Genomic DNA, 25,850 nt, shown 5'->3' with positions numbered 1-25,850 from the left:
CTATATAGCAGCAATTCCAGTTTATTAGGTAATTTTTGCACTATATCTTGATTGTGCAGCTATTGACAAACACAATATGTGGTAATAACATTGTAGTTAGCAATCAAACGAGGAGGCGAGGGGCCGCAGAAGCATATTCATGGCCTAATGACAGTTATGATTACAACAATTGTGAAAAGAGATGGGCGGGAAGTACCGTTTAATTTAGAAAAGATCAGTAATGCTATTAACAAGGCGCTTCAGGCTGCCGGTATGGGAGATGACAAATTAGCGCTGGCGCTAGCTGTTGCCGTTTCTAAGCAAGCGAGTGAAGAAAGCTCTGCTAAAAAAACATCTCCTACAGTGGAAGAAATTCAGGATATAGCTGAGAAGGTTTTAATTGATGCCGATCTTTCCAAAGTAGCAAAAGCATATATTCTTTACCGGGCTGAACGTACAAGAGCCCGTGAGATGAATACCCGGCTGATGAAAACCTATGAAGAGATTACCCATCGGGACTCTAAAGAGAGCAATCTGAAACGGGATAATGCCAATATTGACGGCAATACTGCGATGGGCTCTATGCTTAAATATGGCGCAGAGGGTGCCAAGATATATAATGAAATGTATATCTTGAAGCCTGAGCATGCAAAGGCTAACCATGATGGAGATATTCATATTCATGATTTTGATTTTTACACTCTGACAACAACCTGCTGCCAGATTGATATTCAGAAACTTTTTAATAATGGGTTTTCCACTGGCCACGGCTTCTTGCGCGAACCTAATGATATAGCCAGTTATTCAGCACTTGCCTGCATCGCCATTCAGTCCAATCAAAACGATCAACACGGAGGACAGAGCATTCCTAATTTTGATTATGGACTTGCCGATGGGGTACGCAAGACTTTTGCCCGCAGGTATACGGAAAATCTAATTAGAACGCTTGAATTTGCTGTGGGGCGCAAAGCTTCTATTGTGGACAATGTGAAAGATGCTGCTAAAACAATCTTTACTAATTTACAATTGATGCCTGTTGTGGCAAATAACAATGATTATATTAAGCAAGAATACGCGCTTTTATCTGATTCATTCGAGCCGGAGACGTTAAGAAAAGCACAGGCTTTCTCTCTGGAACAGGCCTTGGAAGAAACAGACAGAGCAACCTATCAGGCAATGGAAGCTTTGATTCATAACTTAAATACCATGCATAGCCGTGCTGGTGCCCAGGTACCTTTTAGCTCCATTAATTATGGTACTGATACATCTCCTGAGGGCCGTATGGTGATGAAAAATATTATGCTTGCTACTGAGGCTGGGCTTGGCTTTGGTGAGACACCGATTTTTCCTATCCAGATATTTAAGATCAAGGAAGGGATAAATTATAACCCCGGTGATCCCAACTATGATCTATTTAAGCTTGCCTGCCGCGTTAGTGCCAAACGTCTTTTCCCTAACTTCTCTTTTATTGACGCTCCTTTTAATTTTCAGTATTATCAGGAAGGAAATCCTGCAACTGAAATTGCTTATATGGGCTGCCGTACCCGCGTTATCGGCAATGTGAATGATCCCACTCGTGAAATCGCGTATAGCCGAGGAAATTTAAGCTTTACTTCTATTAACTTGCCCCGGATAGGCATTTCGAGCAATCAAAATATAACCGAGTTCTACACAAGATTGGATGATATGATCAATTTATGTATTGATCAGCTGCTTGATCGCTTTGAAATCCAATGCCGGAAGAAAGTGCGTAACTTTCCCTTTCTAATGGGAACTGCTGTATGGTTAGATGCAGAAAATCTGGGACCGGATGACGAAATACGGGAAGTACTAAAGCATGGTACATTGACTGTTGGATTTATTGGTCTGGCTGAATGCCTCAAAATTTTAATTGGTGAGCATCATGGGCAATCGGCAAAAGCTCAGCAGTTTGGACTGGAAATTGTCAGTCATATGCGTAAGCGGATGGACGAAGCTGCTGCAAAATACAAACTAAATTTTTCTTTAATCGCAACACCGGCAGAAGGTCTTTCAGGGCGATTTATTGAGATTGACCGCAAGCGATTCGGTAGTATACCCGGAGTAACTGATCACGAATATTATACAAACTCATTTCATATTCCTGTTTACTATCCAATTAGTGCCTATGATAAAATTAACCTTGAAGCGCCTTATCATAAGCTTACAAATGGCGGACATATCACCTATATTGAGCTTGATGGTGATCCTTCGGGTAATCTAGATGCTTTCGAATCCGTGATTCGCTGCATGAAGGAACAAGGGGTAGGATATGGTTCCATTAACCATCCTGTAGACCGCGATCCTGTTTGCGGATTTAATGGACTCATAGGTGATGCTTGCCCGAAATGCAGCCGCAGTGAAATGGAAGGGCCCTCTTTTGAGCGAATTCGCCGTATTACAGGATATCTTGTCGGTACTCTCGAGCGGTTTAATAACGCCAAGCGTGCTGAGGTGAGAGACCGGGTCAAGCATCTTAATGTTACAGAAACGGGCAGGGAGATGGAAACTCTTTGAATCAACTGCTAAGACTTGCCGGGATTATTCGTGAGTCAATTGTGGACGGGCCTGGCATTCGGTTTGTTGTCTTTGCTCAAGGATGCCCTCATCAGTGTGTAGGCTGCCACAATCCTCAATCCTGGCCTGTTGAAGATGGTTTTGTTGCTGCTCCTGAGCAGATTGTTGAAGAAATGATAAAAAATCCGTTGTTGAAAGGCCTGACTCTAAGCGGAGGAGAGCCTTTCTGCCAATGCGCAGCTATGGCTCAACTGGCCCGGGCTGCTCATGAAAAAGGGTTTAATGTCATTACCTATACAGGATTTACTTTTGAAGAGCTGCTGGAGCAAGCAGCTTCTGCTCCGGAGGTATTGGAGCTGCTTACAGCTACAGATATTCTAATTGATGGACCTTTCATTGAAAAATGTAAAAGCTATGATCTACAATTTAGAGGATCATCTAATCAGCGAATTATCAATGTAAAGCTTTCTTTGGAAAAGCGGAAGGCTGTGCTCACCAGCTTATAAGAGAAAAGGACAATCTTTGTCGAAAGACAAAGATTGTCCTTTATTATTCCATGCTTCACAGGTTGCTTTGAAAAAAAGGCTAACTGGGTAAAAAAGGAAGGTTTTTCTAGTGTTTGCAAGAATAAATAGCATGAATAGTGCTTGTGGCTTGCACACAGGCTCTTAAAGGAGCTGAAGAATGTATTTCTCAATCGGCACGGCAACAAAAACATATATTATCTTAACAGTATTTGCTACGGCATGCTCTTTAGTAACTACGTATTTATTTTTACAGGAAAAAGAAGAGGGATTAATTCAAAAGAAACAATTGCAGCTGCTTAAAATTTCGTCAGCTTTAGAGCGCAATATCGACATGCAATTATTTGTTACTACAATAGATGATGTTGACAGGCTGCCTATCGGTCAGGATGAAAAAGCAATCATACTGAATAAATGGCTGCAACCGATACTGCTGGAAATATCAAACAAAAACCCTGATTATGGATTGGGTATTTATTCCAAGAAATTGGAGAGAATTATCGCAATTGGCCCCGAATTCAATGAAGCTCGTTTAATAAAAGTGGTGCGCCCCGAATCACGTAAAATATATCAATCGAGGGAGCCTGAGTATTCCCAGTTTAATAACTCTACCGGATGGGGTGGCAAACCGGTCATTAATATTACTTACCCAATCGTTTATCAGGGAGAGTTAGTTGGCCATACCTGGGCATCTGCCAAAACTGAGGATGTTTTGGTTGAACTTCAAGTACTACGTGAAAGGGTAATTTTATATGCCGTTGGCATTTGGGTGATCATACTTGCTGTAATTCGGCTTGCTTTTAATAAATGGTCAAGAGGATTAATGCGCCTTGCAGCATATATTAAAAACCAGAGACAACCCGAGCCGTTAAAACGTGAATTTCCTGAGCTGCGATGTCTTATAGAAGAAATTGCCTGCCTTCGTGATAATCTTGAAAAGGAGCATCAGCAGCGGGAAAAGGTGCTGCAGGAAATAGCTCGAATCGATCGTCTGGACTCGGTGGGGGATATGGCTGCGAGTATTGGTCATGAAGTTCGCAATCCCATGACAACTGTCCGGGGCTATCTGCAGTTATTTCAAAGAAAAGAACACTTTGCAGAACACGCAGAGCAAATCAATACGATGATAGAAGAACTGGACCGGGCAAATTCTATCATAACAGAATTCTTGTCTCTGGCTAAGAACAAAACTGTAAATATGAAGATTGGCAATTTAAACACAGTTATTCATGCACTGTACCCACTGCTTCAGGCCGATGCACTGCGCCGGGGACATGAGGTTCTCATCAGTCTGGATGATATACCAAATAGCGAATTTGACGAAAATGAAATTCGCCAGCTAATCTTAAACCTGGTGAGAAACGGTTTGGAAGCTATGCAGCACGAAGGGGTAGTGACGATTCGGACCTATACCAACGCAAACAGGCTTATTCTTTCTGTTGAAGATACCGGGGTAGGAATTCAAGCTGAAGTATTGCCTAAACTGGGTATGCCGTTTATTACTACTAAAGAAAATGGCACCGGACTGGGACTGCCTGTATGTTACCGGGTGGCAGAACGGCATGGAGCAAAGATCAGTATACAAACCGGTAATACTGGCACGACATTTATCATCCAGTTTTATTTGCCTGTTGTATGATTACAGGAAAATTTGCTAGTAATATTTGCTAGTATTATAATAAAGCTAGTAATAAGGAGGGGATTTTATGAATGCTTTTGATTTTGCCTTACAAATGGAATTAGACGGTGAGAAGTACTACAGGCACTTGGCGGAAAAAGCAAAGTATGAAGATTTAAAAAAGGTCTTAGAGGGCCTGGCCGATGATGAACAGCGCCATTATCAAATTATCCAACTCGCTCAAAGTCAAAATTTCAAGCATATTGCACCTGATCCTTCTTTAAGCAGAATACAAAATGTTTTTGTCAGCAGCAGTAAATCCATTCATCCTGACAATCAGGAGGTTATTGCTAAATTAAAAGATGAGCAGCTTGATGTATACCGGGAAGCTCTTATAAAAGAAAAAGAAAGTGTAGCACTTTACAGGCAGTTGCAAGAAAAAGCACAAAATCAAGATGAAAAAGAGATCTTTGGTAAGCTTATGGAGGAAGAAGAAAAGCATGTCGATGTACTTGATACTATTATTGAGCTTCTGAATCATACAAGTGACTGGGTAGAGTCAGCCGAATTTAATCATACGAAACCCTATTAAGCATAGCAATATTGGATTTAGTTGGCGCATATTATTTTCTTGTAGAATCATAATAAGGGGATAAAAGAGAAAGGAGGCGGAAGTTACGATGAATGAGGTTTTACAATTTCTTACGGAAAACCCGATTTTTTATCTGGCAACTGTAGAGGGTACAACACCTAAAGTGCGTCCCTTCGGGTTTGTCATGAATTATCAGGATAAACTATATTTTTGTACTAGCAATAAAAAAGATGTATACAAGCAGCTTACACAAAATCCTTATTTTGAGGTGTCTACCACATCCAAATCCCATGAGTGGATACGGTTAAAAGGCAAAGCTGTATTTCATTCTACAAAAGAAACCAAGCAGGCAGCATTAACGGCAGCTCCTTTTCTCAGCAATATGTACAGTGCAGATGATCCTAGTTTCGAATTATTCTATATTGAAGAGGCGGAAGCGAATTTTTTCAATATGAAAGGTGTTGCCAAATCAATTAAGTTCTAAATCGTAGGCCATAGAGAAGGACAACCTCGCAGCTAAGGTTGTCCTTCTGTCTTATGCGAGTTTAATGGAAATGATTATGATTTGGCAGCTTGATGAATTAGCTTCCAATGCTCGGGGGTTACAGGCATGACTGAAAGCCGAGATTGACGAACAAGTTCCCAATTCTGAAAAATGGTATTTAGCTTTATTTCTTTTAGTGTTACCGGCCTGGCTAAGCGGTAGCGAGGCTCGACATCTACCACGATTAACCGTTCATCAGTTTCGTTAGGGTCTGGATAGGCAGAAGATACAATCTCAGCGACTCCTACTATGGCCTTTTCTTTGCCAGTATGATAAATGAAAATCTCATCACCTGGTGTCATGTTACTGATGTGCTTTAGTGCAGCAAAATTTTTCACACCGTTCCAGCGGTCACGTCCCAATGTTTCCAGGTCACTATAGCTAAAGCTTTCCGGTTCGGTTTTTGCAAGCCAATAAGCCATATTATCACACTCCTTATTAAGCTGAACGTAGGACGACTAGTTTAAGTGATTTTATTATATCCCAATAATTTGATTAATTTGGTGAAACATGAAAATAAACCGTTTGTACGAAATCACAACAATTCTGTTAAATAAAGGAACGGTTACAGCTAAGGAGTTGGCTGACCGCTTCGATGTGTCAACAAGAACTATTTACCGGGATATTGATGTTCTTTCTACTGCCGGAGTACCGGTGTATATGAATAAAGGAAGCGGTGGTGGCATCGCTCTGCTGGAGAGCTACGCAATGAATCGAGCCTTAATCTCAGAGGCCGAAAGTGAGAGCCTGCTGATTGCGCTCAAAACGCTGCAGGCAACTCAATACCCGGAAGTGGATAAGGCACTTGAAAAAATAGGGGCTCTTTTCAAGAAATTGCCTGACTACGATTGGGTAGAAGTAGATTTTTCTCCTTGGGGTGCCATAGCAAATGAAAAAAATAAGTTCAATGAGATAAAGCAGGCAATGCTGCAGCGAAAGGTTATCCGCTTCGTCTATGTGAGTGGTGAGGGGCATAGGAGTGATCGTCTAGCCGAACCGGTAAAATTGATTTTTAAGGGAAATGCATGGTATTTAATTGCGTACTGCAGATGTCGGCAGCAACTCAGAACGTTTCGTATTTCACGTCTCAAAAATCTCGAAGTGACAGAAGAATCCTTTGATGAGCGTTTAGTATCAGTAAGCTCTGCAAAGGCTGCTGATTACCAACGGGAGCTTGTGCAATTGAAGCTGCGATTTCATGCGAAAGCCCTAAATCGTCTATACGATTATTTTGATGATGCATTCATTAGTGCTAATCATGACGGAAGCTATATTCTGGAGGTTTCCCTGCCGGAAGGGGAATGGATTTATAGTTATATTTTATCCTTCGGCAGCCTGGTGGAAGTAATTGAGCCGGAACATATCCGAGATACTATTATAGATCGTTTGAGGCAGGCTTTAATTTTTTATGAGGATTGTACCTTGTCAGCCCTAAAACGATAAGAAAATAGAACCGCCTGTATTCACTGGAGTAGAGCTGATCAGGTGCTGAGGCTTTAGCAAACGGTCTGAAAGTAATATGACATGCTGTTGTCATATTACTTTTAGTATGATTAACATGATAGTAAAAAAAGTTAAGGAGTGGTATGAATGGCTGTAGTATTACCACCGGTTATTGCTGCTTTTATTCAGGCTAAGAATGATTTTAATGTAGAGGCAATAATAGACTGCTTGACAGATGATGCCGTTGTCGAAGATGAGGGACAGGAGCTTCGCGGACAGGCAGAAATTAAAAGCTGGCTTAAGAAGACTCATGAACAATACAATGACACACTTGTGGTCATTAGCTGTGCAGCCCAGGGCGAACAGCACATCGTGAATGCCCAGGTTTCGGGTGATTTTGAGGGCAGTCCGGTGCCTCTTGATTTTTGCTTTGTTACTAAAGAGGCGAAGATCTCATCATTGCGTATTCGCCTGCATGGACAATAAGGAGGGTCAAAGAACATGGTTACAAATACTTTGCTGCTTAAGTTAAAAGACCGGTCGGATGAGAATATAGCAAAGGCGAAGGACCTGTTATTGAGTATGGAAGGAAGGATTGAGTATCTTCGCAAGGTAAAAGTTGAAGTGGACATACGTCACGGAGCCTCGTCCTATGAATTGCTGCTGATTACGGAATTCGCAGCTATGGAAGATTTTGATGCCTATCTCGTTCATCCGGTACACATCGAAGTAGCGGGCTATATAGGAGAATTAGTGGCAAGCGGAGCAGCGGTATGCTATGAGGCTTGAATAGCAGTAAAAAGCAACAGAATCCAACGATTCTGTTGCTTTTTTATTGCCTATTTCAGCACTCGTGAAGGTGATACGTGCTTATATTTTTTAAACAACCGGCTAAAATAGTTGCTGTCATTAAAGCCGACAGAGACCGCTATCTCAGTAATGGTAAGATCACTTTCCCGTAATAGAAGGACTGCTCTATTTAAGCGTAAATGGTTAATATATTCGGTTGGTGATTTACCGGTAAGGTTTTTGAAAAGACGGCAAAAATAGTGCGGGCTCATAGCCGCCATGGCAGATAGCTCGCCAAGGCTGAGCTTTTCGGTGTAGTGAGATTCTATGTATTCCAGTATGGGATTGAGTCGCCCTACGGTTCGGCGCTGGCGCTCTTTTTCCGATTCACTGATGGTCTTTTCTCCATAAAAACGAAGCAATAAAACAAGTATCCGATAAATGTATGCTTTAACGGCAAGCTCATAACCTAAATCCTGGCGATAATATTCCGCAATTAGATGGCGTACCTCATCCAGCAATTCGTCATTATGTTCGATTTGATTGCGAAAAAGAATACGGTTATTGACCAAAGGTGTTACATATTTTGTCTGGCACAAATCAAGCTGATTGCTATGTAGAAAAGAAAGATTGAATTCAATTACATAATAAACAAGCTGACTCGATAAGTTCTCCCCATAATGAAGATCATTGCTGTTAATGACAATTAGCTCTCCCGGTCCGACATGAATGGGGCGAGAGTTGCAATGGATCAGCGCTTCGCCTTGTTCAAAATAGAGTATTTCAAAATTTTCATGCCAGTGGCATTCAAAAGCAGTTCCCCGGCGATGGTGCTCGCTGCGATGGATATCTACAGGAAAATCATTGTTAATATTTAAATCACACTTACGCCCGTTTTTATCAATTGCCATCTCTATGATAATCACCACCTGGACAATTTTGTGCTATATTTTAACAACTTTGTTCATGTAATATAAAATATTCGTTAGTATAATGGTATCATATTCAGCAGTTTTACACAGCCTCTTTTTATATTAATAATTTTGCCGGGAAAACAGTAAAAATGGCAGGAGAAGGAGGTAAACACAAAACATGGATGGGGCTGTTAATATTCTCAGTGGAGGCAAGGATATAGCCAATACACTTGATTTTTATAAGTTTATGATAGTGCCTATAGGGCAATTATCAGGTGGTGAGTCACTTCAAATGTGTACGGAAGTTTACCATACTGTGGAACAAGTCCTGACCAAGCTGGGGCGGAATACGTCTACCGGTGAAGATGGTGGTTTTACACCAAATTTAGTGTCAAATGAAGAGGCCTTAGCTGTTATACTGGGAGCTGTCCAAAAAGCCGGTTACAAGCCAGGCGAGCAGATTGCTTTAGCAGTTGATGTAGCCGCTTCGAATTATTTTGAGAATGGCAAATATAACTTTCCCGGCGAAGGCTTTGTTCGCACACCAAATGAAATGGTCGAGTATTATGTCAGTTTGGTGGAGGAATATCCCCTTCTTTCCATTCAGGGGGGGATGGCCAGGGACGACAGGCAAGGCTGGGAACTGTTTGTCCAGCGGCTGGGAGATAAGATACATATTGGATGCTGAGTGAAAAAGTCTTTGGGGCTGGCCCGAAGACTTTTTTTGTTCTTTTATGGTATTTATTGGCTGCTGTCACCACTTGACTAATGTCCGCATACAATATGACATCTGGCTTACGGAGTAAGGAAAATCGGATAGAGTTTTTAGAGTATGGCTTGTGGAGGTGCTTGGATGCAATCGGCATTAATTACGGGCATTACTGGTCAGGATGGAGCGTATTTAGCTAAATTATTGTTGAGTAAAGGCTATAAGGTTTATGGTTTAATTGCCCGCAGAGCAACATCAACCACCTGGAGATTGCAGTATCTGGATGTTGAGAACGAAATTGAACTTTTTAACGGAGATTTAACGGATGTAGCGTCAATTATTAGAGCGATAAAAGCAGCTAATCCTTGCGAAGTATATAATTTGGGTGCCCAAAGCTTTGTCGGAACGTCATGGCAGCAGGCGATATTAACTTCACAATCCACCGGTATCGGAGTTTTGAATGTATTAGAAGCTATTCGTCAAACTGATCCTAGTATTCGATTCTATCAAGCTTCCAGCAGTGAGATGTTCGGACTGATTCATGAACCAATACAGTCGGAAACAACCCCCTTCCACCCCCGCAGTCCGTATGGAGTTGCCAAATTATTTGGGCACTGGATGACGGTTAACTACCGGGAAAGCTTCAATATGTTTGCCTGCAGCGGAATTCTTTTCAATCATGAGTCACCAATTCGCGGCATTGAATTTGTAACAAGAAAAGTTACAGATGGTGTAGCAAAAATAAAGTTAGGCAAACAAAAGGAATTGCGATTGGGCAATTTGGATGCAAAGCGGGATTGGGGTTTTGCCGGGGATTATGTTGAAGCGATGTGGCTAATGCTGCAGCAAGAACACCCTGATGATTATGTTGTAGCTACCGGACGGACAACAACCTTGCGGGATATGTGCAAGATTGCTTTTGAATATGTTGGCCTTAATTACGAAGATTATGTTGTCATTGATCCGAAGTTTTATCGTCCTGCCGAAGTAGATATTTTGCTGGGTAATCCGGCTAAGGCCAAAAGAATATTGGGATGGGAAGCGAAGGTCAGCCTGAATCAATTAGTTGAAATGATGGTAGATGCAGATCTTGCACGCATAAGAGAAGATAAAATATAAGAATGAAAAGCAAGGGGTGTTAAAATCATCATGAGTACTACCGATTTTGTTACAGTTGCGATTCTTGCCAAAGACAAAGCACATGTTTTGCCTTTATATCTCAACTTAATTGAAAACCAGACATATCCTGCTTCGAAAATTAAGCTTTATATACGGACTAATAATAACAATGATAATACTGCAGAAGTCCTGGAGCAGTGGATCGAAAGGGTGAAGGACCGGTATTCGGAGATTTACTATTCATCAAATGATGTTGATGAACAAGTGCAGCTATACTCGCCACATGATTGGAATGACTTGAAGCTGACTGTACTTAAGCGTCTGCGTCAGGAGTCAATTGAATGGGCACGGGCCAGAGGGACTCATTATTTTGTGGCTGATTGTGATAATTTCATTGCTCTAGATACATTGGAAGTGATGCTGGAAACAGGGATGCCGGTTATCGGGCCACTACTGAAGGATGGTGATAGTGAAGCCAGCTACTATTCAAACTATCATTTTCATGTCAATGAATATGGCTATTACCAATATGCAGAGTTGTATTTCGATGTTTTCCATCAACGGATCAAAGGCTTAATTGAAGTGGAAGTGATTCACTGTACGTATCTGGTTCGCAGTGAAGTCTTGAATATTGCCAGTTATATTGATAATACCTCCCGTTATGACTATGTTATCTTCAGCGATACGCTGCGAAAAGCTGGCATACCCCAGTATATTGATAACCGGAGAATTTACGGCAAGCTTACTTTTTGTGATACGATTGAAGACTTTTGTTCAAAAAATATAACAGTTAAGTTAGAAGGCGGCGAGATCTAAATGAATAATCATATAATCGTCAACCTTACAAAATGCCGTCTTTATTATTTTGAAGATAATAAAGTAATAAACGAGTATACGGTAGGGATTGGCAGAGAGGTGACACCCACTCCGGCAGGGAATTATCAAATCCTTGAAAAACTGGTGTTTGAGAAACCGGAAATCATAGATTTCGATTTTGGCTCCCGGAGAATGGTTTTATCAAGCGATAAGACCTGCCTTCATGGCTCCTGGAATGGTCCCGTCGAGGGACTGGTTTCCGGCGGCTGTGTCAGAATGTATAATCAGGATATTGAAGAACTGTTTGCCAAAGTATCAGTAGGTACAACGGTTATCATGCTTGAAGAATAAGAGCATTGGACAGCAGGCGGCCGGAAAACGGTCGCTTTTCTAATATTGCAGTGTGAAATACCATAAGACAGTACAGGCTCATTTTGCTACAATAGTAGTAAGCAAAGCTTAAACGGAGGTAGTTAGGGCATGCCGACTGAAGATGAAAAATGGAATGCCGTCGTTCAGTGTGACAGTACGTATGACCGCGTATTTTGGTATGGAGTAAAAACGACAGGGATTTTTTGCCGGCCTTCCTGTAAATCTAAGGTTCCATTGCGGCATAATGTGGCATTCTTCAATAACCTGCAGCAAGCTTATGACTCTGGACTGCGTCCCTGCAAAAGATGCCGACCCGATTTAGTTGAATTCAATCCGGCACTGGATGTAACTGAAAAGGTAAAATTCATTCTCGATACCTGCTATGATGATCGCCTGCAACTGGCAGACCGAATGAAAGAACTGCGTATTAGCCGTAATCATCTTATTAGCTTATTCCGCAAACAATACCATGCAACACCGGTAGAGTATTGTAATAGATTGCGTATAGCAAAAGCGGCACAGCTGATTAAAGAGTCTGATGAAACTATCTTAAGTATTGCGCTGTTGTGCGGCTTTGGCAGTCTTTCTACCTTTTATCAGTTTTTTAAGAAGCATGTCGGTCTGACTCCGCAGGAATATAGAAAAATAAATAAGAAGTGTGAAGAAAGCAATGATTATAAGTGCCAGCAGAAGGACTGATATTCCTGCCTTTTATGCAGAATGGTTCATCAATCGCCTCAAACAAGGCAGCTTTCTTGTAAAGAATCCCTATAATGGGAACAGCATTTCCCGGATTGTTTTTACCAGGGAGAGTATTGACTGCATTGTTTTTTGGACAAAAAATGCTGAGCCCATGCTGAGTAAGTTGAAGACTATTGATGCTATGGGCTATCCTTATTACTTTCAATTTACGATTACACCGTATGACACGAATATCGAAAAGAATTTGCCAGCTAAGTCAGCAATTGTGGACACTTTTAAGCGCTTAAGCGCCACTATTGGCCGTGAACGGATAGTTTGGCGCTATGATCCTATCATTATCAATCAGGAGCTTTCTGTAGAGTATCATCTGGACAAGTTTGGCAGTTTGTGTAGGAGGCTTAGCGGCTATACCGGGCAGTGTGTGTTTAGTTTTATTGATCTTTACCCCAAGCTTCGGCTCAAAATGCAAAGTATTGCTGAGCGGCCGGTAGCTATTGCCGACAAATACCTGATTGGCGAGGGGTTTGCTAAGATTGCAGCTGAGTATAACCTTGCGTTGGCGACCTGCTGTGAAATAACTGATTTCAGTCGCTATACTATTGAAAAGGCGGCTTGTATTGATCAAAAGCGGATTGAAAATATTTTAGGCTTTACGCTAAAAACAGAGAAGGATATCAATCAGCGTCCGGCCTGCAATTGTATAAAAAGCGTCGATATCGGCGCTTATGACTGCTGTCCTCATGGCTGTATGTACTGTTATGCAACAACCTATGAGCACAGAGTATACGCAAACCGGCAGCACCATGACCGGGATGCAGCGATTATAATCGGCAGTCTGGATAATGAAAAAGTGGTAGTAACAAAAAGAGCAGAATCACTTAAGCGGTTGCAGGTGCCACTGTTTTAAAAAGATGTCTTCAACTCATTGAATTGGTATTTAAAGTATTTTTAAAATTATACAAAATAAAAGTAAGCTCCCAGCTAAAAAACATGGTATTATAGTAAGGCATATTTATTCTATCTGAAAAGTGGGAGTGGAATTGATTGACAACAAATAAAACAAGAGAGACCTTTTCGTCAGGATTAGCAGTATTCTTTGCAACGTTAGGGTCAGCGGTGGGCTTGGGAAATATTTGGAAATTTCCTTATTTGACAGGCCAAAATGGCGGTGGAGCTTTTTTATTGGTGTATTTTTTCTGTATTTTGTTTGTCGGTCTGCCGGTCATGTTGAGCGAATTTTACATTGGTCGCAAAACCAGAAAAAATGCAGTCGGTGCATTGGAACAGCTCAAACCAGGTACACCATGGAAAAACATTGGTATCATGGGCGTCGGTGCATCCTGCCTTATTATGTTTTTCTACAGCTGCGTGGCAGGATGGGTATATTTTTACCTGTTTAAGGCTATTGTAGGGGATTTTGCCAATGTTACGATGGAGACAGCCAAAGCGCAATTCGGTTCTGTGATTATGGGCCCCTTATCGCCGATCTTGTGGCAGTTTATTGTATTAGCAGTTGTAACAGCTATTTTAGCAATGGGAGTAAAGCAGGGCATTGAGAAAATCACCAAGACGTTAATGCCATTATTATTTGTTCTCATCATTATCTGTGATATTCGTGCGTTGACGCTGCCTGGCGCTGAAGAAGGAATCCGCTTCCTGTTCCATGTCGACTTTGGTCAGCTGTCAGCTGCCGCCATATTGGCAGCACTGGGGCTTGCTTTCTTTAAATTATCGCTTGGCATGGGAACCATGATGACGTACGGCAGTTACTTTACTCAGGATAATAATATGTTTAAGACTGCTGTTAAAGTGGCCTTTTCCGATACACTGGTATCGATGCTCGCAGGTCTTGCCATATTCCCGACAGTATTTTCTTTCGGTATGGAGCCAGCTGCGGGGCCAGGCCTGTTATTTATGACAATTCCACTTGTATTTTCACAAATGCCCTTTGGTACCGTTCTGTTAGTCGCTTTCTTCTTTTTAACGGCAATTGCAGCTACTACGGCTATGTTATCTCTGGTAGAAGTACCTGTTGCCTATTTGTCTGAAGAAAAGGGGATGTCTCGTAAAGGTGCGGCTATTTTAACCGCTTTTATTATGTTCGCGGTGGGAATATTAGCGACCTTATCTGTTGATAAGGCCAGCGTATTAGGGCATATTACTTTCTTTGGCTTAGGATTCTTTGATCTGTTTGATTATATTTCTTCTAATATATTATTACCGCTCGGGGGCTTATTGATTGCTTTAATGATGGGCTACTCAATTAAGCAGGACGATGTAGTGACCGAGTTGTCCAATCACGGCAGACTCAAAATTGCCGGCTTGGTAAAATGTTATTTTTTCCTTGTTCGCTATGTTACACCCGTACTGCTGATCATTGTGTTCTTAAGTTCTATTGGGATCATTAAGATTTAAAAAAATTAAGCTGCCTTTTGGGGCAGCTTTTTATTTTGCTTCTTAAAACATTGACAAAATAATCAGAAAAATCATATTATGGTAGTAAGAGAGTGAAGTGCTGGAGGGATGAAAATGAAGAAGCTGATAGGACTTGTCCTGGGAGTTTGCTTTCTGTACTACCTGGCATACCTCCCGACCTTTGTATTTTTTGTCTTTATCGGGCAGCATATTCAATCAAGCTTAGGTGTTACAGAGCAGGTATTTATCACAATACTGAACTTACTGTTTGCCAGTCTGCTCCTGCTGTTTATTGTATGGGACAATGCGAAACATAGGCTCCATTAGTAATACTGCAAAAGCTACTCAGTGAGAGTAGCTTTTTTCTTTTGCTAAGTTAATCGTCGACTAAGTCGTCAAGGCTCTTACCTTGCTTTGTTAAATAGTCTTTGCCCCAGAGACTAATAGATTCTAAAATCGGTTGCAGGCTCCAGCCGAGTTCGGTTAAGGAATATTCAACTTTTGGCGGCACTTCGGCATAAATTTTCCGCGTAATTAAGCCATCGTGCTCCATTTGCCGCAGTTGCTGCGTAAGCATTTTTTGACTGATTCCGGTTATACCACGCAAAAGATCACTAAACCGTTGGTGGTTTGTATTGAGTAGGTTTCTCAGAATCAGGACTTTCCATTTGTGACCAATTAGATTGACGGCTGCTTCTATTGGGCATATTTTAATTTCTTCCATTGTAACCTCCAGTAAAATCAATAATAGTTACCATTTGGTTTGTACCCAACGAAATAGTGCCTTCTTGCGAAAAGAAACATTCTTCCCTATTATAGTAACAAATGCAGTTATAGGCAATGTACCTATCGATTGCAGACTTAGAAAGAGGTGAATTCATGCGAATAAGCGGTAAATATACAACCTTGTTATTTGGAACAATAATGGGGAGCTTGACATCGTTAATCATATCCGCTGTGTTAACTTTGGTGAACAGCGGTTCGGTGGAGTTCCTTCAACACTGGCTGAGAAACTGGATGATTGCCATATGCTTAGCGGTGCCGATTGCAACACTTGCTCCTCCGGTCATTAGAAGAGAAATTGCTAAGATTACGGAGTAAGAAAAAAATCATGATAAGAAAATAAACAGGAGGAACAGTAATGAAAAAAATTAATGTTGATTCTTTATTGGAGTTCTCACTGGAAAAATCAGTTCGTAAGGCCATTGGTCATGAAGACAGCAAATTGGATGTAGGGCTATTATTGTATGCTCCGGGACAAAATACGCCTGAACATACTCATCAAGATATGGACGAGGTCTTTTATATTGTAGAAGGGAGCGGAGTGCTTACCATCAACGGACAGGAATTTGTACTGAATGAAAAAGATATTATTCTGTCACCTCGAGGCGAAGGGCATGGATTTCAGAATAGAGGTCCCAATAATTTAGTGGTGTTACAGGTTAAGATTTTTTAAACTTTAGGAGGTAATGATGAGAAATGCCCGTGATGCAAATAAGCAGGTAACAAGCTCGGATGCGATGGAGATGTTAGAACAGGGTGAATATGGAGTTCTTTCGACAGTGGATAAAGCTGGTCAGCCTTATGGTGTGCCGTTAAACTATATTATCATAGACAATGCCATTTATCTGCATTGTGCTCTTGAAGGTCACAAATTAGAGAATATAGCGGCTAACAGTAACGTGTGCTTCACCGTTATCAACTATTCAGAAATAGTCCCAGCTTCTTTTACGGCAAAGTACGAAAGTGTTATCGTTTTTGGTAGAGCCAACATAACAGGTGAAAAGGAAAAGATTACTATGTTAACGGAATTAGTGAATAAATACAGTCCAGATTATCAGGAAAAAGGCTTGAAGGTTATAGAGGCTTTTAAGGATAAGTGTACAGTTATTCGAATTAGCATCGATCATCTCACAGGCATGCGAAAAAAGTAAGCGATAAGGTCAACATAAAAAATTAACTTAGCGCATTTTACTTCCAGGTTGAATATATTACCATGTAAAGAACTTTGTAATGGAGTGATTTGGCATGGGCTATTATATTCCGGTTGGCCCGGACGTAAAGCTTTTTGTAGAGGATATTAACCCCCGGGGCTGTAAAACAATCGTATTCATCCATGGCTGGCCGGCAAATCATAGGATGTTTGAATACCAATTTGATCAGCTTCCCCGTATGGGATACCGCTGCATCGGCATTGATCTCAGGGGATTCGGTAATTCTGATAAGCCTTGGAGCGGCTATGACTACGATCAACAGGCAGACGATATTCGTTGTGTCATTGAGGCGCTTGGCTTAGAAAATATTACACTGGGAGGCCATTCGACAGGTGGCGCGATTGCTATTCGTTATGTGGCCCGCCATAATGCATATGGGGTGTCAAAGCTTGCGCTATTTGCTGCAGCAGCTCCTAGCCTTATCGAGCGGCCTTATTTCCCCCATGGATTAAAAAGAGAAGACGTAGAAAAAATCATTCATGATACGAATACTGACCGGCCTAATATGCTGCAAGGCTTTGGCAACATGTTCTTTTTTCAATATATAACAGCGCCGTTTTCAGATTGGTTTTTCCAAATGGGACTGCAGGCAGCAGGCTGGTCTACAAGCGCAGTTGCCCAAGCCTGGCTAAAAGAAGAGTTATTCGATGATCTTCCACGAATACGGATTCCGACCTTGATCCTGCATGGCATTCATGATAAAGTATGTCTCTTTCCTTTAGCGATAGCGCAAAATCAGGGAATCCGCAACTCAAAGCTTGTACCGCTCAAATACAGTGGACACGGTGCATTTTATGATGAACGCGATAAATTCAATAAGGAATTGGTACAATTCATTGAAGAATAAAGTAAGGGGCAGACGCTAGGTCTGCCCCTTTACTATCCTTTTAGTAAGTAACGTTCAAAAAAGTGCATACTATACGTGTGGAAGAATTTATATTATGATTTGTACATAAAGATTGTTGTTAGAATAAACCAGGAGGCGAATTGATGATGAGTAATTTCAAGGAAATCCAGCCGCAAGAGTTTGTGTATAGTCCTTTTAAATTGATAGGCGAAGAGTGGATGCTCATTACTGCCGAAAAAGATGGCAAGGCTAATACCATGACGGCTTCTTGGGGCGGTCTCGGGGTTATGTGGGGAAAAAATGTTGCCTATATTGCCATTCGTCCTCAACGGTATACGAAAGAATTTATTGATAACTCGGATACCTTTTCCTTGACGTTTTTTGATGACGGCTTTAAAAAAGCACTAGGTTATCTTGGCGCAACATCCGGCAGAGACGAAGATAAAATTGCAAAATCCAATTTAACAGTCCAGCATACCGATGGCGTTCCCTATTTCGCAGAAGCAAAAATTGCTATTCTCTGCAAGAAACTGTATGCGCAGGAGTATAAACCGGAGCTGTTTGTTGATCAGGAGATTAATGAAAAATGTTATCCCGATGCAGATCATCACACGCTGTATATTGCTGAAATTACGAAGATCCTTGTGAAAGAGTAAACGAGTAAGGATATTATAAAAACAAAGAGCCAGCAATTATTGCTGGTTCTTTGTTCTATATGCCGCTTATAAAAATAGAGAGTTTTGTTTATATGTATTTTATTAGCTAGCTGGTCTCGTAGCGGACGTAGCCATTATGAGAACAGGTATAATAGCACATATGACGGCAATAGCCATGATACTATAAATCCAATTTATCCCGAAAAAAGAAGCAATGAAACCAAATAAGAGGGGAGTAACCATATTGGTAATCCCTCGAGAAAAGGTGCTAATTGAAAAAATATCATCGTAGTTATGTTTTTCCCTAACAGGCTCTGTAATAATAGTCTGAATAACAGGGATGGTTCCTTTGGTTACAATACCAAGTAAAAGTGATGCTCCAATGATGATAAAGAGTTGGTGTCCTACAACAAGAATTACAAGCAGTAATGCCATAAAAATTTCTGAAAAGATAAATACTTTTCGTGTGCCAAATAGATCAACCATTCTTCCACATGCTACTTTCCCAAGGATGCAACCCAATGTGAAGGCAAGTGCAAAGGTGGCAATGATTTTGGAATCAATACCTTTGGCAAAGAGGAGGTATGGCAAAAATGTAAATATCTGATCACTGCCAAAAGCATCAAGTATGTTTGCGCCTATTGGCAGGGCATATTGGCGGTTGCGTAAAAGCGAAAATGAAGGGAAATGCCTTGTTGGTCCAGCTATTGGAAAAGATTCTGGATTATCTGTTTTTACATTAATTGAAGAAAAAAATATATAGAATGCAAATAATATAGCTCCCAAGCCATATGCTAAACAAACAATCCGCCATCCTGGAAATCCAAACGTAAAAGCTGCAATAAAAGCAGCAAGTGAAGCAAATGGAACTCTACCAATATCACCAATAGCTGTGAAATTACCCATACTTCTTCCTAAGAAGTTGCGGTCGGAGTTCGCTGTAAGATAAGTAAATGCAATGTTATGAAATACACAATAACCTGCAACTGCTATGATAAAGCAAAAACCTGTGAAATAAATGTTTTTTGAAAATGCATTAGTAAAAAATCCAATGCCATATAATAAGATTATCAGACTTAGGGAGCGTAACAAACCTAAGTATCGGGAAAAAAATATTGTAGATAGCCCTAGAAGAGTGCTTCCCATAATTGCAAGAGAGATAATGATACCGGTTTCTTTTTCACCAGCTCCCAAAGAAATGACTATAAAGGAAAGGAGTATCGGGACACTATCAAATAGACCATCAATGATTATATGAGATGTATTAAGTAAAAATTGTTGATTAAGCACTTATGCTTACCCCCTCTGATCCTTATTTTGAATTAAATCCATTATAACGGTGGGGCCGATTACCAACAATTGTGTTATATTGAAACTGTATCGATACAGTTTAGGAGTTGAATGTGATGAAGCCAGCATACGAGCAGATTGCTGATGATATCGAGAGAGAGATCCGGGAGGGAAGATTTCGATCGGGTGAAAGATTGCCATCTATTCGTGAAGTATGCGCCACCTATCGGGTTAGTAAAAATACAGCGGTGAATGCATATGATATTTTAAAGAGCAAACACTTAGTTTATTCTATTCCTCAGAGTGGGTGCTATATTTTGGAGCAGCGTCTCAAGGTAGAGCGACCGAGCGCTACGGTAATTGACTTTTCACGTGGGAATCCATTACTCGGGAATGTTTATACGCCCGATTTAAAACACTGTCTTGATAGGGCCATTGACATATGCAATACCAATAGCTCTGATTGGCATGAACTATATGGTGTTCCTTCTTTAAGAAAGTTGTTGCCCAAATACCTGGCAGATTTTCAAGTGTTCACTACTCCTGAAAATATCTTTGTTAATCTTGGAGTTCAGCAAGCTCTTAATATATTACATAACATGTCTTTTCCAAATAAAAAGGACGTTATTTTGATTGAGCAACCTACATACAGGTATTATAGTAATTATCTGAAAAGCAATGGTGCCAAAATTCTTGGTATCCCGCGAGAGCAAGCTGGAATTGATATAAATCTTCTTGAAGATCTTTTCAAAAAAGAGAAAATTAAATTTTTCTACACAGTACCTAACAGCCATAACCCACTAGGTACTTGCTACTCTAAAGCGCAACGTAAAGCCATTGCACAATTGGCAGAAAAATATGATGTATATGTTGTAGAGGATGATTATTTTGGGGATGTCCTATTTGGTGACCATGGAGATCCTATCTACTCTTATGGAGATTTTAAACATCATATTTACTTAAAAAGTTTTATTAAGATAATACCCTGGATTAGGATCGGCATAAGTGTCATTCCAACGCATCTATTACCACTATTTACTGAACAAGTGCGCTACTCCTACTACAATTCTTATTTTTCTCCGTCTCTGGTATCGCAGTCAACTTTAGAAATCTATATACGCAGCAATTTATTACATAAGCATGTTGTATCTCTAAAAAAGGAATTAGCTTTGAGAATTGAATGCTTAAAAACACATTTTGCAGATGCAGCAAAATATGGTGCAGCATGGGTAGGAGGTGAGAGTGGCTTTTATTGCTATTTGATGCTGCCTGACTATATAAATGAGATACAGTTTGTGGAGAATTTAAAAAGGAGAGGGATTTTAGTTACTCCTGGTGCCGAGTGCTTTTTTAATGAGCAGTATTATAAAAAGGGCATACGTATTAGCGTGGCGCGAACAAATGTGAGTGAAATCAATAGAGGCATTCTAGAAATATATAAGGAGCTTAGTAGGCATAGCAGTAAAAATAATCACGATATAGTCTCCCTGACGCTTTAGGTCATATATAAAATATTGCTTTGAGGAGGGAAGAAATGGTTATAAGTAGAATAGGGAGGGATAATGTATTTGTACATATCTCAGCTGTAAGGAGGGTGTAAGTTATGAAAGTGTTGATTGTCTACTATTCCATGTATGGACATGTTCATCAGATGGCGGAAGCGATTGCTGCAGGTGTGAGGGAAGAGGCTGGTGCTGAGGCTGTTTTACGCAGGGTCCCCGAAACACTGCCTGTGGAAGTTCTTGAAAAAATGGGAGCAATTGAAGCACAGAAAGCCTTTGCTCACATCCCTGTTTGCACAGTAGAAGAGTTAGTTTCGGCGGATGCAATTATCTTTGGTACGCCTACCCGCTTTGGCAATATGTGCGGTCAGATGAGACAGTTTTTGGATGCAACCGGCCAATTATGGGCTAAAGGAGCACTTGTCGGTAAAGTAGGAAGTGTATTTGCCAGTACCGCTACTCAGCATGGTGGGCAAGAATCTACTTTACTTAGTTTTCATATAACGCTCTTGCATCACGGAATGCTGATTGCCGGCTTGCCCTACACCTATCCGGGCCAGTCCACCATTGATGAAATGACAGGCGGATCGCCCTATGGTGCAACTACAATTGCCGGTGGACAGGGGCAGCGGCAGCCCAGTGAAAATGAACTGGCAGGTGCCCGCTTCCAAGGGAAATATGTTGCCGGAATTGCTGCCAAGTTGAAAAAGTAAGATAGAAAATATAGGAGCCGGATTTAGCGTAAGCTAAATCCGGCTTTTGGGTTTCCTCACACCGATTATACAGTGACATTATCTGCAGCAATCTTATTCACAATAGACGGTTTACTGCTGGAACCGGATAAGTCGGGAGCTGCCGTAATTATTCTTGCTATTTTGCTGACAGACACAAAAATCGGGGTGTTTCCGCCTGCATCGGATAGCACAAGAATTCCATATTCGTTCTGATAAACTTCTCCGCTGGCTTGAACAGTTACTCCCATTTGAATAATAACCTCAGTAGGGATGGGCAGATAATCATGAATGGCTGCAATCAGGTCGGTATCACAGCCCTTGGGCAGCGGTGAGGGGGGAGCGAGATAGGTGATAGAGGGATCATATACGGTAGCTTCACCGGTATAAATGCCGCAAATTGCTGCAATTGGTATCGCTTCCGATTGTCCGAGGCTGTCGGTTAGAATGAACAGGCCTGCACCATCGGCATCCGGTGAAGTATAAAGTGAGGTTGCGGTGCCTGTTACCACATTGGCGTTGGTTGTGAAGACAGACATAACGCTAGCCGGATATAAGGTAATTAACTGTTCGATAACATGTGTCAACTGAGCGTAACTGAAGCAAAGACTGGAATCACTTAAATCGCCTGGCGGTTCATCTTTAAATAAGGTAAGGCCTGCTTTTGTATGAACCAGTGAGGAAAAGGTAATATCGCCCGAAGTCGAATTTACCAGGGAAATAGTGGCAGGTGTGGAAGTGATATTAATAACTCCTGCTCCGCTGAATGGCCCGATCTTATTGGGTGAATTGCTCTGGATAGAGGCTCCCAGTGACGAAGAAAGAGCGAACCCAGGGCCTGCCGAGGCAATAGCCGCTTGTGTGACGGCCCACCAATTAATGACGTACCGGCCAGGTTCATTGATTGTGATAATACCTGTGAGGGGCGCATAACTAATATTTCCTGTTGTAAATAAGACGGTGTTAAAAACAACACTGGCGGATGCTGCTACTACTCCGGACGTTGAGCGTTCTAACTGTAAGGCTACTGTTCCCACTTTATTCCTCCGTTCTGTATAAAAATACTTATCTATTTTTATGCACATAAGTCTTGTTAAATGAATAAAGCTCCGGCTGAATTGCTATAATTCGGCCGGAGCTTTTTATTACTAGATTGCACTGGGAGGGCAAATGATTTCGGTTATAAACTTAATAAACGCTTGTGCAGCCTTAGAAAGATACTTATCTTTTTTCCAGGCTAGTCCGAATTGCAGATGGAGCGGGCTGATAAGCGGAACGGCTGCGAAATCATTATTTTGGCGTGCTACTGCCCGGATGAGAAACGAGATACCAACTCCTTTTATGACCAGACCCTTTATGGTTTCGATTTGGTCGGAGGATAGCAGTATATTGGGCATAAAGCCGTGACGTTTGCATTCTTCAAGAATGATCTGCCGGTTGTAGGCGCCTTCTTTGAATAAAATGAATGGTTCATTCTGTAAATCTTGTATGTTGATGACAGGGCTGCCTGCCATAGGGTGCGTTAACGGCAGGCAAGCAACAATTTCCTCAGTTGTTATCGGTAAAGTCTCAAGTAAAAGGGAAGGCTGATATAGATTGACAATAGCCAGATCAAGTTCGCCCCTTTCAAGCAGCTGGCGAAGAGCAGAAGAGCTTTCTTCGATAATGGAAAGCTGCAATTGAGGATACAGCGATGTGAACTCAGCCAGTATTTCCGGAAAGAGAAAGGAGCCGATCATTGGCGGTACGCCAAAGCGAATCGTACCTTTTTGCAGCTGGCGGTATTTTTGAATTTCAGCAGTTGCATCCTGCAGTCGGTTTAGAATGTCTAAAACGCTTTGCAAAAATACTTGTCCTTCTGCCGTGAGGGAGAGCTGCTTTTGGCTGCGGTCGAATAATTGTATATCTAAGCTGTCTTCTAACTTCTGGATCGCTAATGTAACTGTTGATTGTGAGACATGGAGCTGTTCAGCTGCTCTTGTAATGCTATGAAGCTTGCTGACCATTTGAAAATATTCGAGTTGCCGTAAATCCATATGCTACCTCCGGCTTAAATTATCTGAATTGAAGAAATCAATTATATCATTGTGAATATATATTTTTCTTTACTGACACCAACCATTACACTATAAAAGAGACGAGATACAGGTTAACGGCAGCGCACTGCAAGTCTTGCCAATTGCCTGAGTCGCATCTTTTAACGGAAGTATAGCAGGTGAAGACAGATGGGGTCAAGAGTGCGTTAGAAACCAAACGGCGCCGTAAGCGGTTTCTGACGAGGATTAGCACTGCTTGTCAACATGCGAATCATTGAGCTTGCTATCCGTATACTGAATATTTAGAAATAGTGAGGAGGCCCATTGATGTTAACGATATTAGCCTATGCGATGATTATCGCCTTCTTAATACTTCTGACAAAAAAGAAACTAACTGTGTTTTCCGCTCTTATTCTCGTACCGGCTATTTTTGGTGTTGTTTCCTGTATCATTCTGGACAAAGAATTATTAGATATCTTTGTCTGGATAAAAAATGGTGTTTTTTACAGTGTTAATCCGACAACGAAAGCAGTAAAAATGGGAGTTATTTCCGGGGCCAGCTTAATTTTGTTTGCCGTATTGTATTTTGGCGTCATGCTAAAAGCCGGTCTGTTTGATCCACTTTGCATTTATTTCATCAAAAAAGCAAAAGGTGATCCACTGAAAATAACAATGGCTACAGTTATGGTAGCTAGCATGGTTACACTGGACGGTGACACCACAACAACCATTGTTGTGTGTACGGCTGCTTTTTTAACGCTCTATAAACGAATGAATATGAAGTTATCTTATCTCGCAATCCTGATTACTATGCCTATCGGCATTTTCAACCAGCTGCCCTGGGGAGGCCCCTTAGTTGCCTCTGCTACGGCGCTGAATGTGGATATGAGCGCTTTGTTCAGACAAATTCTCCCGGGGATGCTGGTTGCAGAAGTGTATACAATCTTTGCCGCCTATCTGATTGGCAAGAAAGAACGGGCGAGATTGAACTATGATCCTGCCCATGCAGAAAATATAACACCTGAGCATATTGAAGAAATGGTTGCTTCAGTGAAGAATTTCGAGCCTGATTTTAAACGTCCTAAGTTTTTTATCTTTAATTTGGTGCTGACTGTTATTGTACTGGCCATGCTGATTGGTGATATGGCACATGGCGGTATTCTCTTCATGGTTGGTTCGGCTATCGCTCTTGCTGTCAACTATGGCGTGGACGAGCAAATGGAATTGATGAGAAATTGCGCATCAGATGTATTAATCCCGGCATTAGCGACCTTTGCAGCAGGAGCTTTTACCGGAATACTGGGCAGCAGCGGGATGTCCAAGGCAATTGCCGATAGTATTATCAGCATTATCCCCGCATCATTGGGAGTTCACATGGCCCCGATTTATGCAGTGATTGCAGCACCGGCCATTTGCTTTCTGCCTCAGGATGCATTCTACTTTGGAATTGCAGCAGTGATTTCACCAGTGGCAGCGCAGTTTGGTATTTCCAGTGAGCAAACTGCTGTGGCATCCATGGTAGGGCAAGCTTTCCGCCTGGCAAGTCCCGTTATTCCGGCGCTGTATCTATTAACAGAAAGAACAAATATGAACTTTGTTGAATACCAGAAGTTATTCTTTTCATGGACTTGGCCTGTATTGCTGATTTACCTGTTCATGCATTCCATTACAGGGGCAATGCCGTTTTAAACTGTGCTTTAAGCCTCGCTATTCTTAATAAGGC

General features: G+C 41.3%; 30 protein-coding genes. 24 read left to right on the top strand and 6 right to left on the bottom strand.

The genetic code is table 11. The features are described 5' to 3' along the window. Nucleotides 1-156: 156 nt before the first annotated feature. From RTR76_RS17210 to RTR76_RS17190, 5 genes are all read left to right on the top strand, one after another. Nucleotides 157-2,514 (top strand): anaerobic ribonucleoside triphosphate reductase, encoded by a 2,358-nt coding sequence (locus RTR76_RS17210; RefSeq protein ID WP_312523054.1) that lies wholly within the window; start codon nucleotides 157-159, stop codon nucleotides 2,512-2,514. Further along, on the top strand, nucleotides 2,511-3,020 hold the full coding sequence (gene nrdG, locus RTR76_RS17205) for an anaerobic ribonucleoside-triphosphate reductase activating protein (protein WP_312523032.1): 510 nt from the start codon (nucleotides 2,511-2,513) through the stop codon (nucleotides 3,018-3,020). Before RTR76_RS17210 ends, nrdG begins: the two co-directional genes overlap by 4 nt. Before the next feature lie 178 nt (nucleotides 3,021-3,198). After that, a complete protein-coding gene (locus RTR76_RS17200) occupies nucleotides 3,199-4,677 on the top strand; it encodes an ATP-binding protein (RefSeq protein WP_312523030.1) in 1,479 nt (492 codons plus the stop codon). A 67-nt stretch (nucleotides 4,678-4,744) separates the two neighbouring features. After that, a complete protein-coding gene (locus RTR76_RS17195) occupies nucleotides 4,745-5,248 on the top strand; it encodes a ferritin family protein (RefSeq protein ID WP_312523028.1) in 504 nt (167 codons plus the stop codon). An 88-nt stretch (nucleotides 5,249-5,336) separates the two neighbouring features. Beyond that, nucleotides 5,337-5,732, top strand: a complete 396-nt coding sequence (locus tag RTR76_RS17190; protein ID WP_312523026.1) for a pyridoxamine 5'-phosphate oxidase family protein — start codon at nucleotides 5,337-5,339, stop codon at nucleotides 5,730-5,732. Nucleotides 5,733-5,806: 74 nt separating this feature from the next. On the opposite strand, the gene RTR76_RS17185 is transcribed toward RTR76_RS17190, so the two are convergent. Then, the gene (locus tag RTR76_RS17185) at nucleotides 5,807-6,214 is read right to left on the bottom strand and encodes an EVE domain-containing protein (protein WP_312523024.1); all 408 of its coding nucleotides are present in this window, start codon (nucleotides 6,212-6,214) and stop codon (nucleotides 5,807-5,809) included. Nucleotides 6,215-6,302: 88 nt separating this feature from the next. Between RTR76_RS17185 and RTR76_RS17180 the strand changes: the two genes are divergently transcribed. From RTR76_RS17180 to RTR76_RS17170, 3 genes are all read left to right on the top strand, one after another. Further along, complete coding sequence (locus RTR76_RS17180; RefSeq protein WP_312523021.1) at nucleotides 6,303-7,235, top strand: YafY family protein; 933 nt, start codon at nucleotides 6,303-6,305, stop codon at nucleotides 7,233-7,235. Between the two features lie 147 nt (nucleotides 7,236-7,382). Next, nucleotides 7,383-7,721, top strand: coding sequence for a nuclear transport factor 2 family protein (locus tag RTR76_RS17175; protein ID WP_312523019.1), 339 nt, complete (start codon nucleotides 7,383-7,385; stop codon nucleotides 7,719-7,721). Nucleotides 7,722-7,736: 15 nt separating this feature from the next. Further along, nucleotides 7,737-8,024, top strand: a complete 288-nt coding sequence (locus tag RTR76_RS17170) for a Dabb family protein (protein WP_312523017.1) — start codon at nucleotides 7,737-7,739, stop codon at nucleotides 8,022-8,024. A 50-nt stretch (nucleotides 8,025-8,074) separates the two neighbouring features. Here RTR76_RS17170 and RTR76_RS17165 read toward each other — a convergent pair whose 3' ends face one another. Then, nucleotides 8,075-8,935: an AraC family transcriptional regulator gene (locus tag RTR76_RS17165; protein WP_312523015.1), complete on the bottom strand. Its 861-nt coding sequence runs from the start codon at nucleotides 8,933-8,935 to the stop codon at nucleotides 8,075-8,077. 181 nt (nucleotides 8,936-9,116) lie between these two features. Between RTR76_RS17165 and RTR76_RS17160 the strand changes: the two genes are divergently transcribed. From RTR76_RS17160 to RTR76_RS17125, 8 genes are all read left to right on the top strand, one after another. Continuing rightward, nucleotides 9,117-9,626: a hypothetical protein gene (locus RTR76_RS17160; protein WP_312523013.1), complete on the top strand. Its 510-nt coding sequence runs from the start codon at nucleotides 9,117-9,119 to the stop codon at nucleotides 9,624-9,626. 165 nt (nucleotides 9,627-9,791) lie between these two features. Beyond that, complete coding sequence (gene gmd / locus RTR76_RS17155; protein ID WP_312523010.1) at nucleotides 9,792-10,766, top strand: GDP-mannose 4,6-dehydratase; 975 nt, start codon at nucleotides 9,792-9,794, stop codon at nucleotides 10,764-10,766. A gap of 30 nt (nucleotides 10,767-10,796) precedes the next feature. Next, nucleotides 10,797-11,582, top strand: a complete 786-nt coding sequence (locus RTR76_RS17150; RefSeq protein ID WP_312523008.1) for a glycosyltransferase family 2 protein — start codon at nucleotides 10,797-10,799, stop codon at nucleotides 11,580-11,582. Then, a complete protein-coding gene (locus RTR76_RS17145) occupies nucleotides 11,583-11,933 on the top strand; it encodes a L,D-transpeptidase (protein WP_312523006.1) in 351 nt (116 codons plus the stop codon). A gap of 129 nt (nucleotides 11,934-12,062) precedes the next feature. Continuing rightward, nucleotides 12,063-12,653 (top strand): Ada metal-binding domain-containing protein, encoded by a 591-nt coding sequence (locus tag RTR76_RS17140; RefSeq protein ID WP_312523004.1) that lies wholly within the window; start codon nucleotides 12,063-12,065, stop codon nucleotides 12,651-12,653. Next, nucleotides 12,625-13,563 carry a DUF1848 domain-containing protein gene (locus RTR76_RS17135; protein WP_312523002.1) on the top strand — a complete coding sequence of 313 codons (939 nt, stop codon included), beginning with the start codon at nucleotides 12,625-12,627 and terminating at the stop codon, nucleotides 13,561-13,563. Before RTR76_RS17140 ends, RTR76_RS17135 begins: the two co-directional genes overlap by 29 nt. Before the next feature lie 137 nt (nucleotides 13,564-13,700). Further along, on the top strand, nucleotides 13,701-15,071 hold the full coding sequence (locus RTR76_RS17130) for a sodium-dependent transporter (protein WP_312523000.1): 1,371 nt from the start codon (nucleotides 13,701-13,703) through the stop codon (nucleotides 15,069-15,071). Between the two features lie 114 nt (nucleotides 15,072-15,185). Beyond that, nucleotides 15,186-15,398 (top strand): hypothetical protein, encoded by a 213-nt coding sequence (locus RTR76_RS17125; protein ID WP_312522998.1) that lies wholly within the window; start codon nucleotides 15,186-15,188, stop codon nucleotides 15,396-15,398. A 49-nt stretch (nucleotides 15,399-15,447) separates the two neighbouring features. Here the strand turns inward: RTR76_RS17125 and RTR76_RS17120 are convergent, their stop codons facing one another. Further along, nucleotides 15,448-15,795: a helix-turn-helix domain-containing protein gene (locus tag RTR76_RS17120; protein ID WP_312522996.1), complete on the bottom strand. Its 348-nt coding sequence runs from the start codon at nucleotides 15,793-15,795 to the stop codon at nucleotides 15,448-15,450. A gap of 155 nt (nucleotides 15,796-15,950) precedes the next feature. Here RTR76_RS17120 and RTR76_RS17115 point away from each other — a divergent pair, with 155 nt between their 5' ends. From RTR76_RS17115 to RTR76_RS17095, 5 genes are all read left to right on the top strand, one after another. Beyond that, entirely contained in the window at nucleotides 15,951-16,172 is a 222-nt protein-coding gene (locus tag RTR76_RS17115) for a DUF2798 domain-containing protein (RefSeq protein ID WP_312522994.1), read from the top strand. Between the two features lie 40 nt (nucleotides 16,173-16,212). Further along, complete coding sequence (locus RTR76_RS17110) at nucleotides 16,213-16,527, top strand: dimethylsulfonioproprionate lyase family protein (RefSeq protein ID WP_312522992.1); 315 nt, start codon at nucleotides 16,213-16,215, stop codon at nucleotides 16,525-16,527. Between the two features lie 13 nt (nucleotides 16,528-16,540). Continuing rightward, nucleotides 16,541-17,005 carry a pyridoxamine 5'-phosphate oxidase family protein gene (locus RTR76_RS17105; protein WP_312522991.1) on the top strand — a complete coding sequence of 155 codons (465 nt, stop codon included), beginning with the start codon at nucleotides 16,541-16,543 and terminating at the stop codon, nucleotides 17,003-17,005. 94 nt (nucleotides 17,006-17,099) lie between these two features. After that, nucleotides 17,100-17,912, top strand: a complete 813-nt coding sequence (locus tag RTR76_RS17100) for an alpha/beta hydrolase (RefSeq protein WP_312522990.1) — start codon at nucleotides 17,100-17,102, stop codon at nucleotides 17,910-17,912. Between the two features lie 146 nt (nucleotides 17,913-18,058). Then, entirely contained in the window at nucleotides 18,059-18,568 is a 510-nt protein-coding gene (locus RTR76_RS17095) for a flavin reductase (RefSeq protein ID WP_312523053.1), read from the top strand. Nucleotides 18,569-18,670: 102 nt separating this feature from the next. Here RTR76_RS17095 and RTR76_RS17090 read toward each other — a convergent pair whose 3' ends face one another. After that, entirely contained in the window at nucleotides 18,671-19,858 is a 1,188-nt protein-coding gene (locus RTR76_RS17090; RefSeq protein ID WP_312522989.1) for an MFS transporter, read from the bottom strand. A 116-nt stretch (nucleotides 19,859-19,974) separates the two neighbouring features. On the opposite strand from RTR76_RS17090, the gene RTR76_RS17085 reads away from it, so the two are divergent. After that, on the top strand, nucleotides 19,975-21,357 hold the full coding sequence (locus RTR76_RS17085; RefSeq protein ID WP_312523051.1) for a PLP-dependent aminotransferase family protein: 1,383 nt from the start codon (nucleotides 19,975-19,977) through the stop codon (nucleotides 21,355-21,357). A 104-nt stretch (nucleotides 21,358-21,461) separates the two neighbouring features. Beyond that, the gene (wrbA, locus tag RTR76_RS17080; RefSeq protein WP_312522986.1) at nucleotides 21,462-22,073 is read left to right on the top strand and encodes an NAD(P)H:quinone oxidoreductase; all 612 of its coding nucleotides are present in this window, start codon (nucleotides 21,462-21,464) and stop codon (nucleotides 22,071-22,073) included. Nucleotides 22,074-22,138: 65 nt separating this feature from the next. Here wrbA and RTR76_RS17075 read toward each other — a convergent pair whose 3' ends face one another. Then, nucleotides 22,139-23,128, bottom strand: coding sequence for a hypothetical protein (locus RTR76_RS17075; protein WP_312522984.1), 990 nt, complete (start codon nucleotides 23,126-23,128; stop codon nucleotides 22,139-22,141). 111 nt (nucleotides 23,129-23,239) lie between these two features. Then, nucleotides 23,240-24,127 carry a LysR family transcriptional regulator gene (locus tag RTR76_RS17070; RefSeq protein ID WP_312522982.1) on the bottom strand — a complete coding sequence of 296 codons (888 nt, stop codon included), beginning with the start codon at nucleotides 24,125-24,127 and terminating at the stop codon, nucleotides 23,240-23,242. 327 nt (nucleotides 24,128-24,454) lie between these two features. On the opposite strand from RTR76_RS17070, the gene RTR76_RS17065 reads away from it, so the two are divergent. Next, nucleotides 24,455-25,816: a citrate:proton symporter gene (locus RTR76_RS17065; RefSeq protein ID WP_312522980.1), complete on the top strand. Its 1,362-nt coding sequence runs from the start codon at nucleotides 24,455-24,457 to the stop codon at nucleotides 25,814-25,816. Nucleotides 25,817-25,850: the final 34 nt, after the last annotated feature.

The sequence above is a fragment of the Anaerospora sp. genome (genome assembly GCF_032013335.1).
Lineage (GTDB): Bacteria > Bacillota > Negativicutes > Sporomusales > DSM-15969 > Anaerospora.
This window is presented reverse-complemented; position numbering and strand designations above follow the sequence as displayed.

Bases quoted from the DNA above. Each gene is read 5' to 3' on its own strand.
- RTR76_RS17210 (WP_312523054.1), top strand. From the start codon at position 157: ATGATTACAACAATTGTGAAAAGAGATGGGCGGGAAGTACCGTTTAAT.
- RTR76_RS17200 (WP_312523030.1), top strand. From the start codon at position 3,199: ATGTATTTCTCAATCGGCACGGCAACAAAAACATATATTATCTTAACA.
- RTR76_RS17195 (WP_312523028.1), top strand. From the start codon at position 4,745: ATGAATGCTTTTGATTTTGCCTTACAAATGGAATTAGACGGTGAGAAG.
- RTR76_RS17190 (WP_312523026.1), top strand. From the start codon at position 5,337: ATGAATGAGGTTTTACAATTTCTTACGGAAAACCCGATTTTTTATCTG.
- RTR76_RS17185 (WP_312523024.1), bottom strand. From the start codon at position 6,214: ATGGCTTATTGGCTTGCAAAAACCGAACCGGAAAGCTTTAGCTATAGT.
- RTR76_RS17180 (WP_312523021.1), top strand. From the start codon at position 6,303: ATGAAAATAAACCGTTTGTACGAAATCACAACAATTCTGTTAAATAAA.
- RTR76_RS17175 (WP_312523019.1), top strand. From the start codon at position 7,383: ATGGCTGTAGTATTACCACCGGTTATTGCTGCTTTTATTCAGGCTAAG.
- RTR76_RS17170 (WP_312523017.1), top strand. From the start codon at position 7,737: ATGGTTACAAATACTTTGCTGCTTAAGTTAAAAGACCGGTCGGATGAG.
- RTR76_RS17165 (WP_312523015.1), bottom strand. From the start codon at position 8,935: ATGGCAATTGATAAAAACGGGCGTAAGTGTGATTTAAATATTAACAAT.
- RTR76_RS17160 (WP_312523013.1), top strand. From the start codon at position 9,117: ATGGATGGGGCTGTTAATATTCTCAGTGGAGGCAAGGATATAGCCAAT.
- gmd (WP_312523010.1), top strand. From the start codon at position 9,792: ATGCAATCGGCATTAATTACGGGCATTACTGGTCAGGATGGAGCGTAT.
- RTR76_RS17150 (WP_312523008.1), top strand. From the start codon at position 10,797: ATGAGTACTACCGATTTTGTTACAGTTGCGATTCTTGCCAAAGACAAA.
- RTR76_RS17145 (WP_312523006.1), top strand. From the start codon at position 11,583: ATGAATAATCATATAATCGTCAACCTTACAAAATGCCGTCTTTATTAT.
- RTR76_RS17140 (WP_312523004.1), top strand. From the start codon at position 12,063: ATGCCGACTGAAGATGAAAAATGGAATGCCGTCGTTCAGTGTGACAGT.
- RTR76_RS17135 (WP_312523002.1), top strand. From the start codon at position 12,625: ATGATTATAAGTGCCAGCAGAAGGACTGATATTCCTGCCTTTTATGCA.
- RTR76_RS17125 (WP_312522998.1), top strand. From the start codon at position 15,186: ATGAAGAAGCTGATAGGACTTGTCCTGGGAGTTTGCTTTCTGTACTAC.
- RTR76_RS17120 (WP_312522996.1), bottom strand. From the start codon at position 15,795: ATGGAAGAAATTAAAATATGCCCAATAGAAGCAGCCGTCAATCTAATT.
- RTR76_RS17115 (WP_312522994.1), top strand. From the start codon at position 15,951: ATGCGAATAAGCGGTAAATATACAACCTTGTTATTTGGAACAATAATG.
- RTR76_RS17110 (WP_312522992.1), top strand. From the start codon at position 16,213: ATGAAAAAAATTAATGTTGATTCTTTATTGGAGTTCTCACTGGAAAAA.
- RTR76_RS17105 (WP_312522991.1), top strand. From the start codon at position 16,541: ATGATGAGAAATGCCCGTGATGCAAATAAGCAGGTAACAAGCTCGGAT.
- RTR76_RS17100 (WP_312522990.1), top strand. From the start codon at position 17,100: ATGGGCTATTATATTCCGGTTGGCCCGGACGTAAAGCTTTTTGTAGAG.
- RTR76_RS17095 (WP_312523053.1), top strand. From the start codon at position 18,059: ATGAGTAATTTCAAGGAAATCCAGCCGCAAGAGTTTGTGTATAGTCCT.
- RTR76_RS17085 (WP_312523051.1), top strand. From the start codon at position 19,975: ATGAAGCCAGCATACGAGCAGATTGCTGATGATATCGAGAGAGAGATC.
- wrbA (WP_312522986.1), top strand. From the start codon at position 21,462: ATGAAAGTGTTGATTGTCTACTATTCCATGTATGGACATGTTCATCAG.
- RTR76_RS17070 (WP_312522982.1), bottom strand. From the start codon at position 24,127: ATGGATTTACGGCAACTCGAATATTTTCAAATGGTCAGCAAGCTTCAT.
- RTR76_RS17065 (WP_312522980.1), top strand. From the start codon at position 24,455: ATGTTAACGATATTAGCCTATGCGATGATTATCGCCTTCTTAATACTT.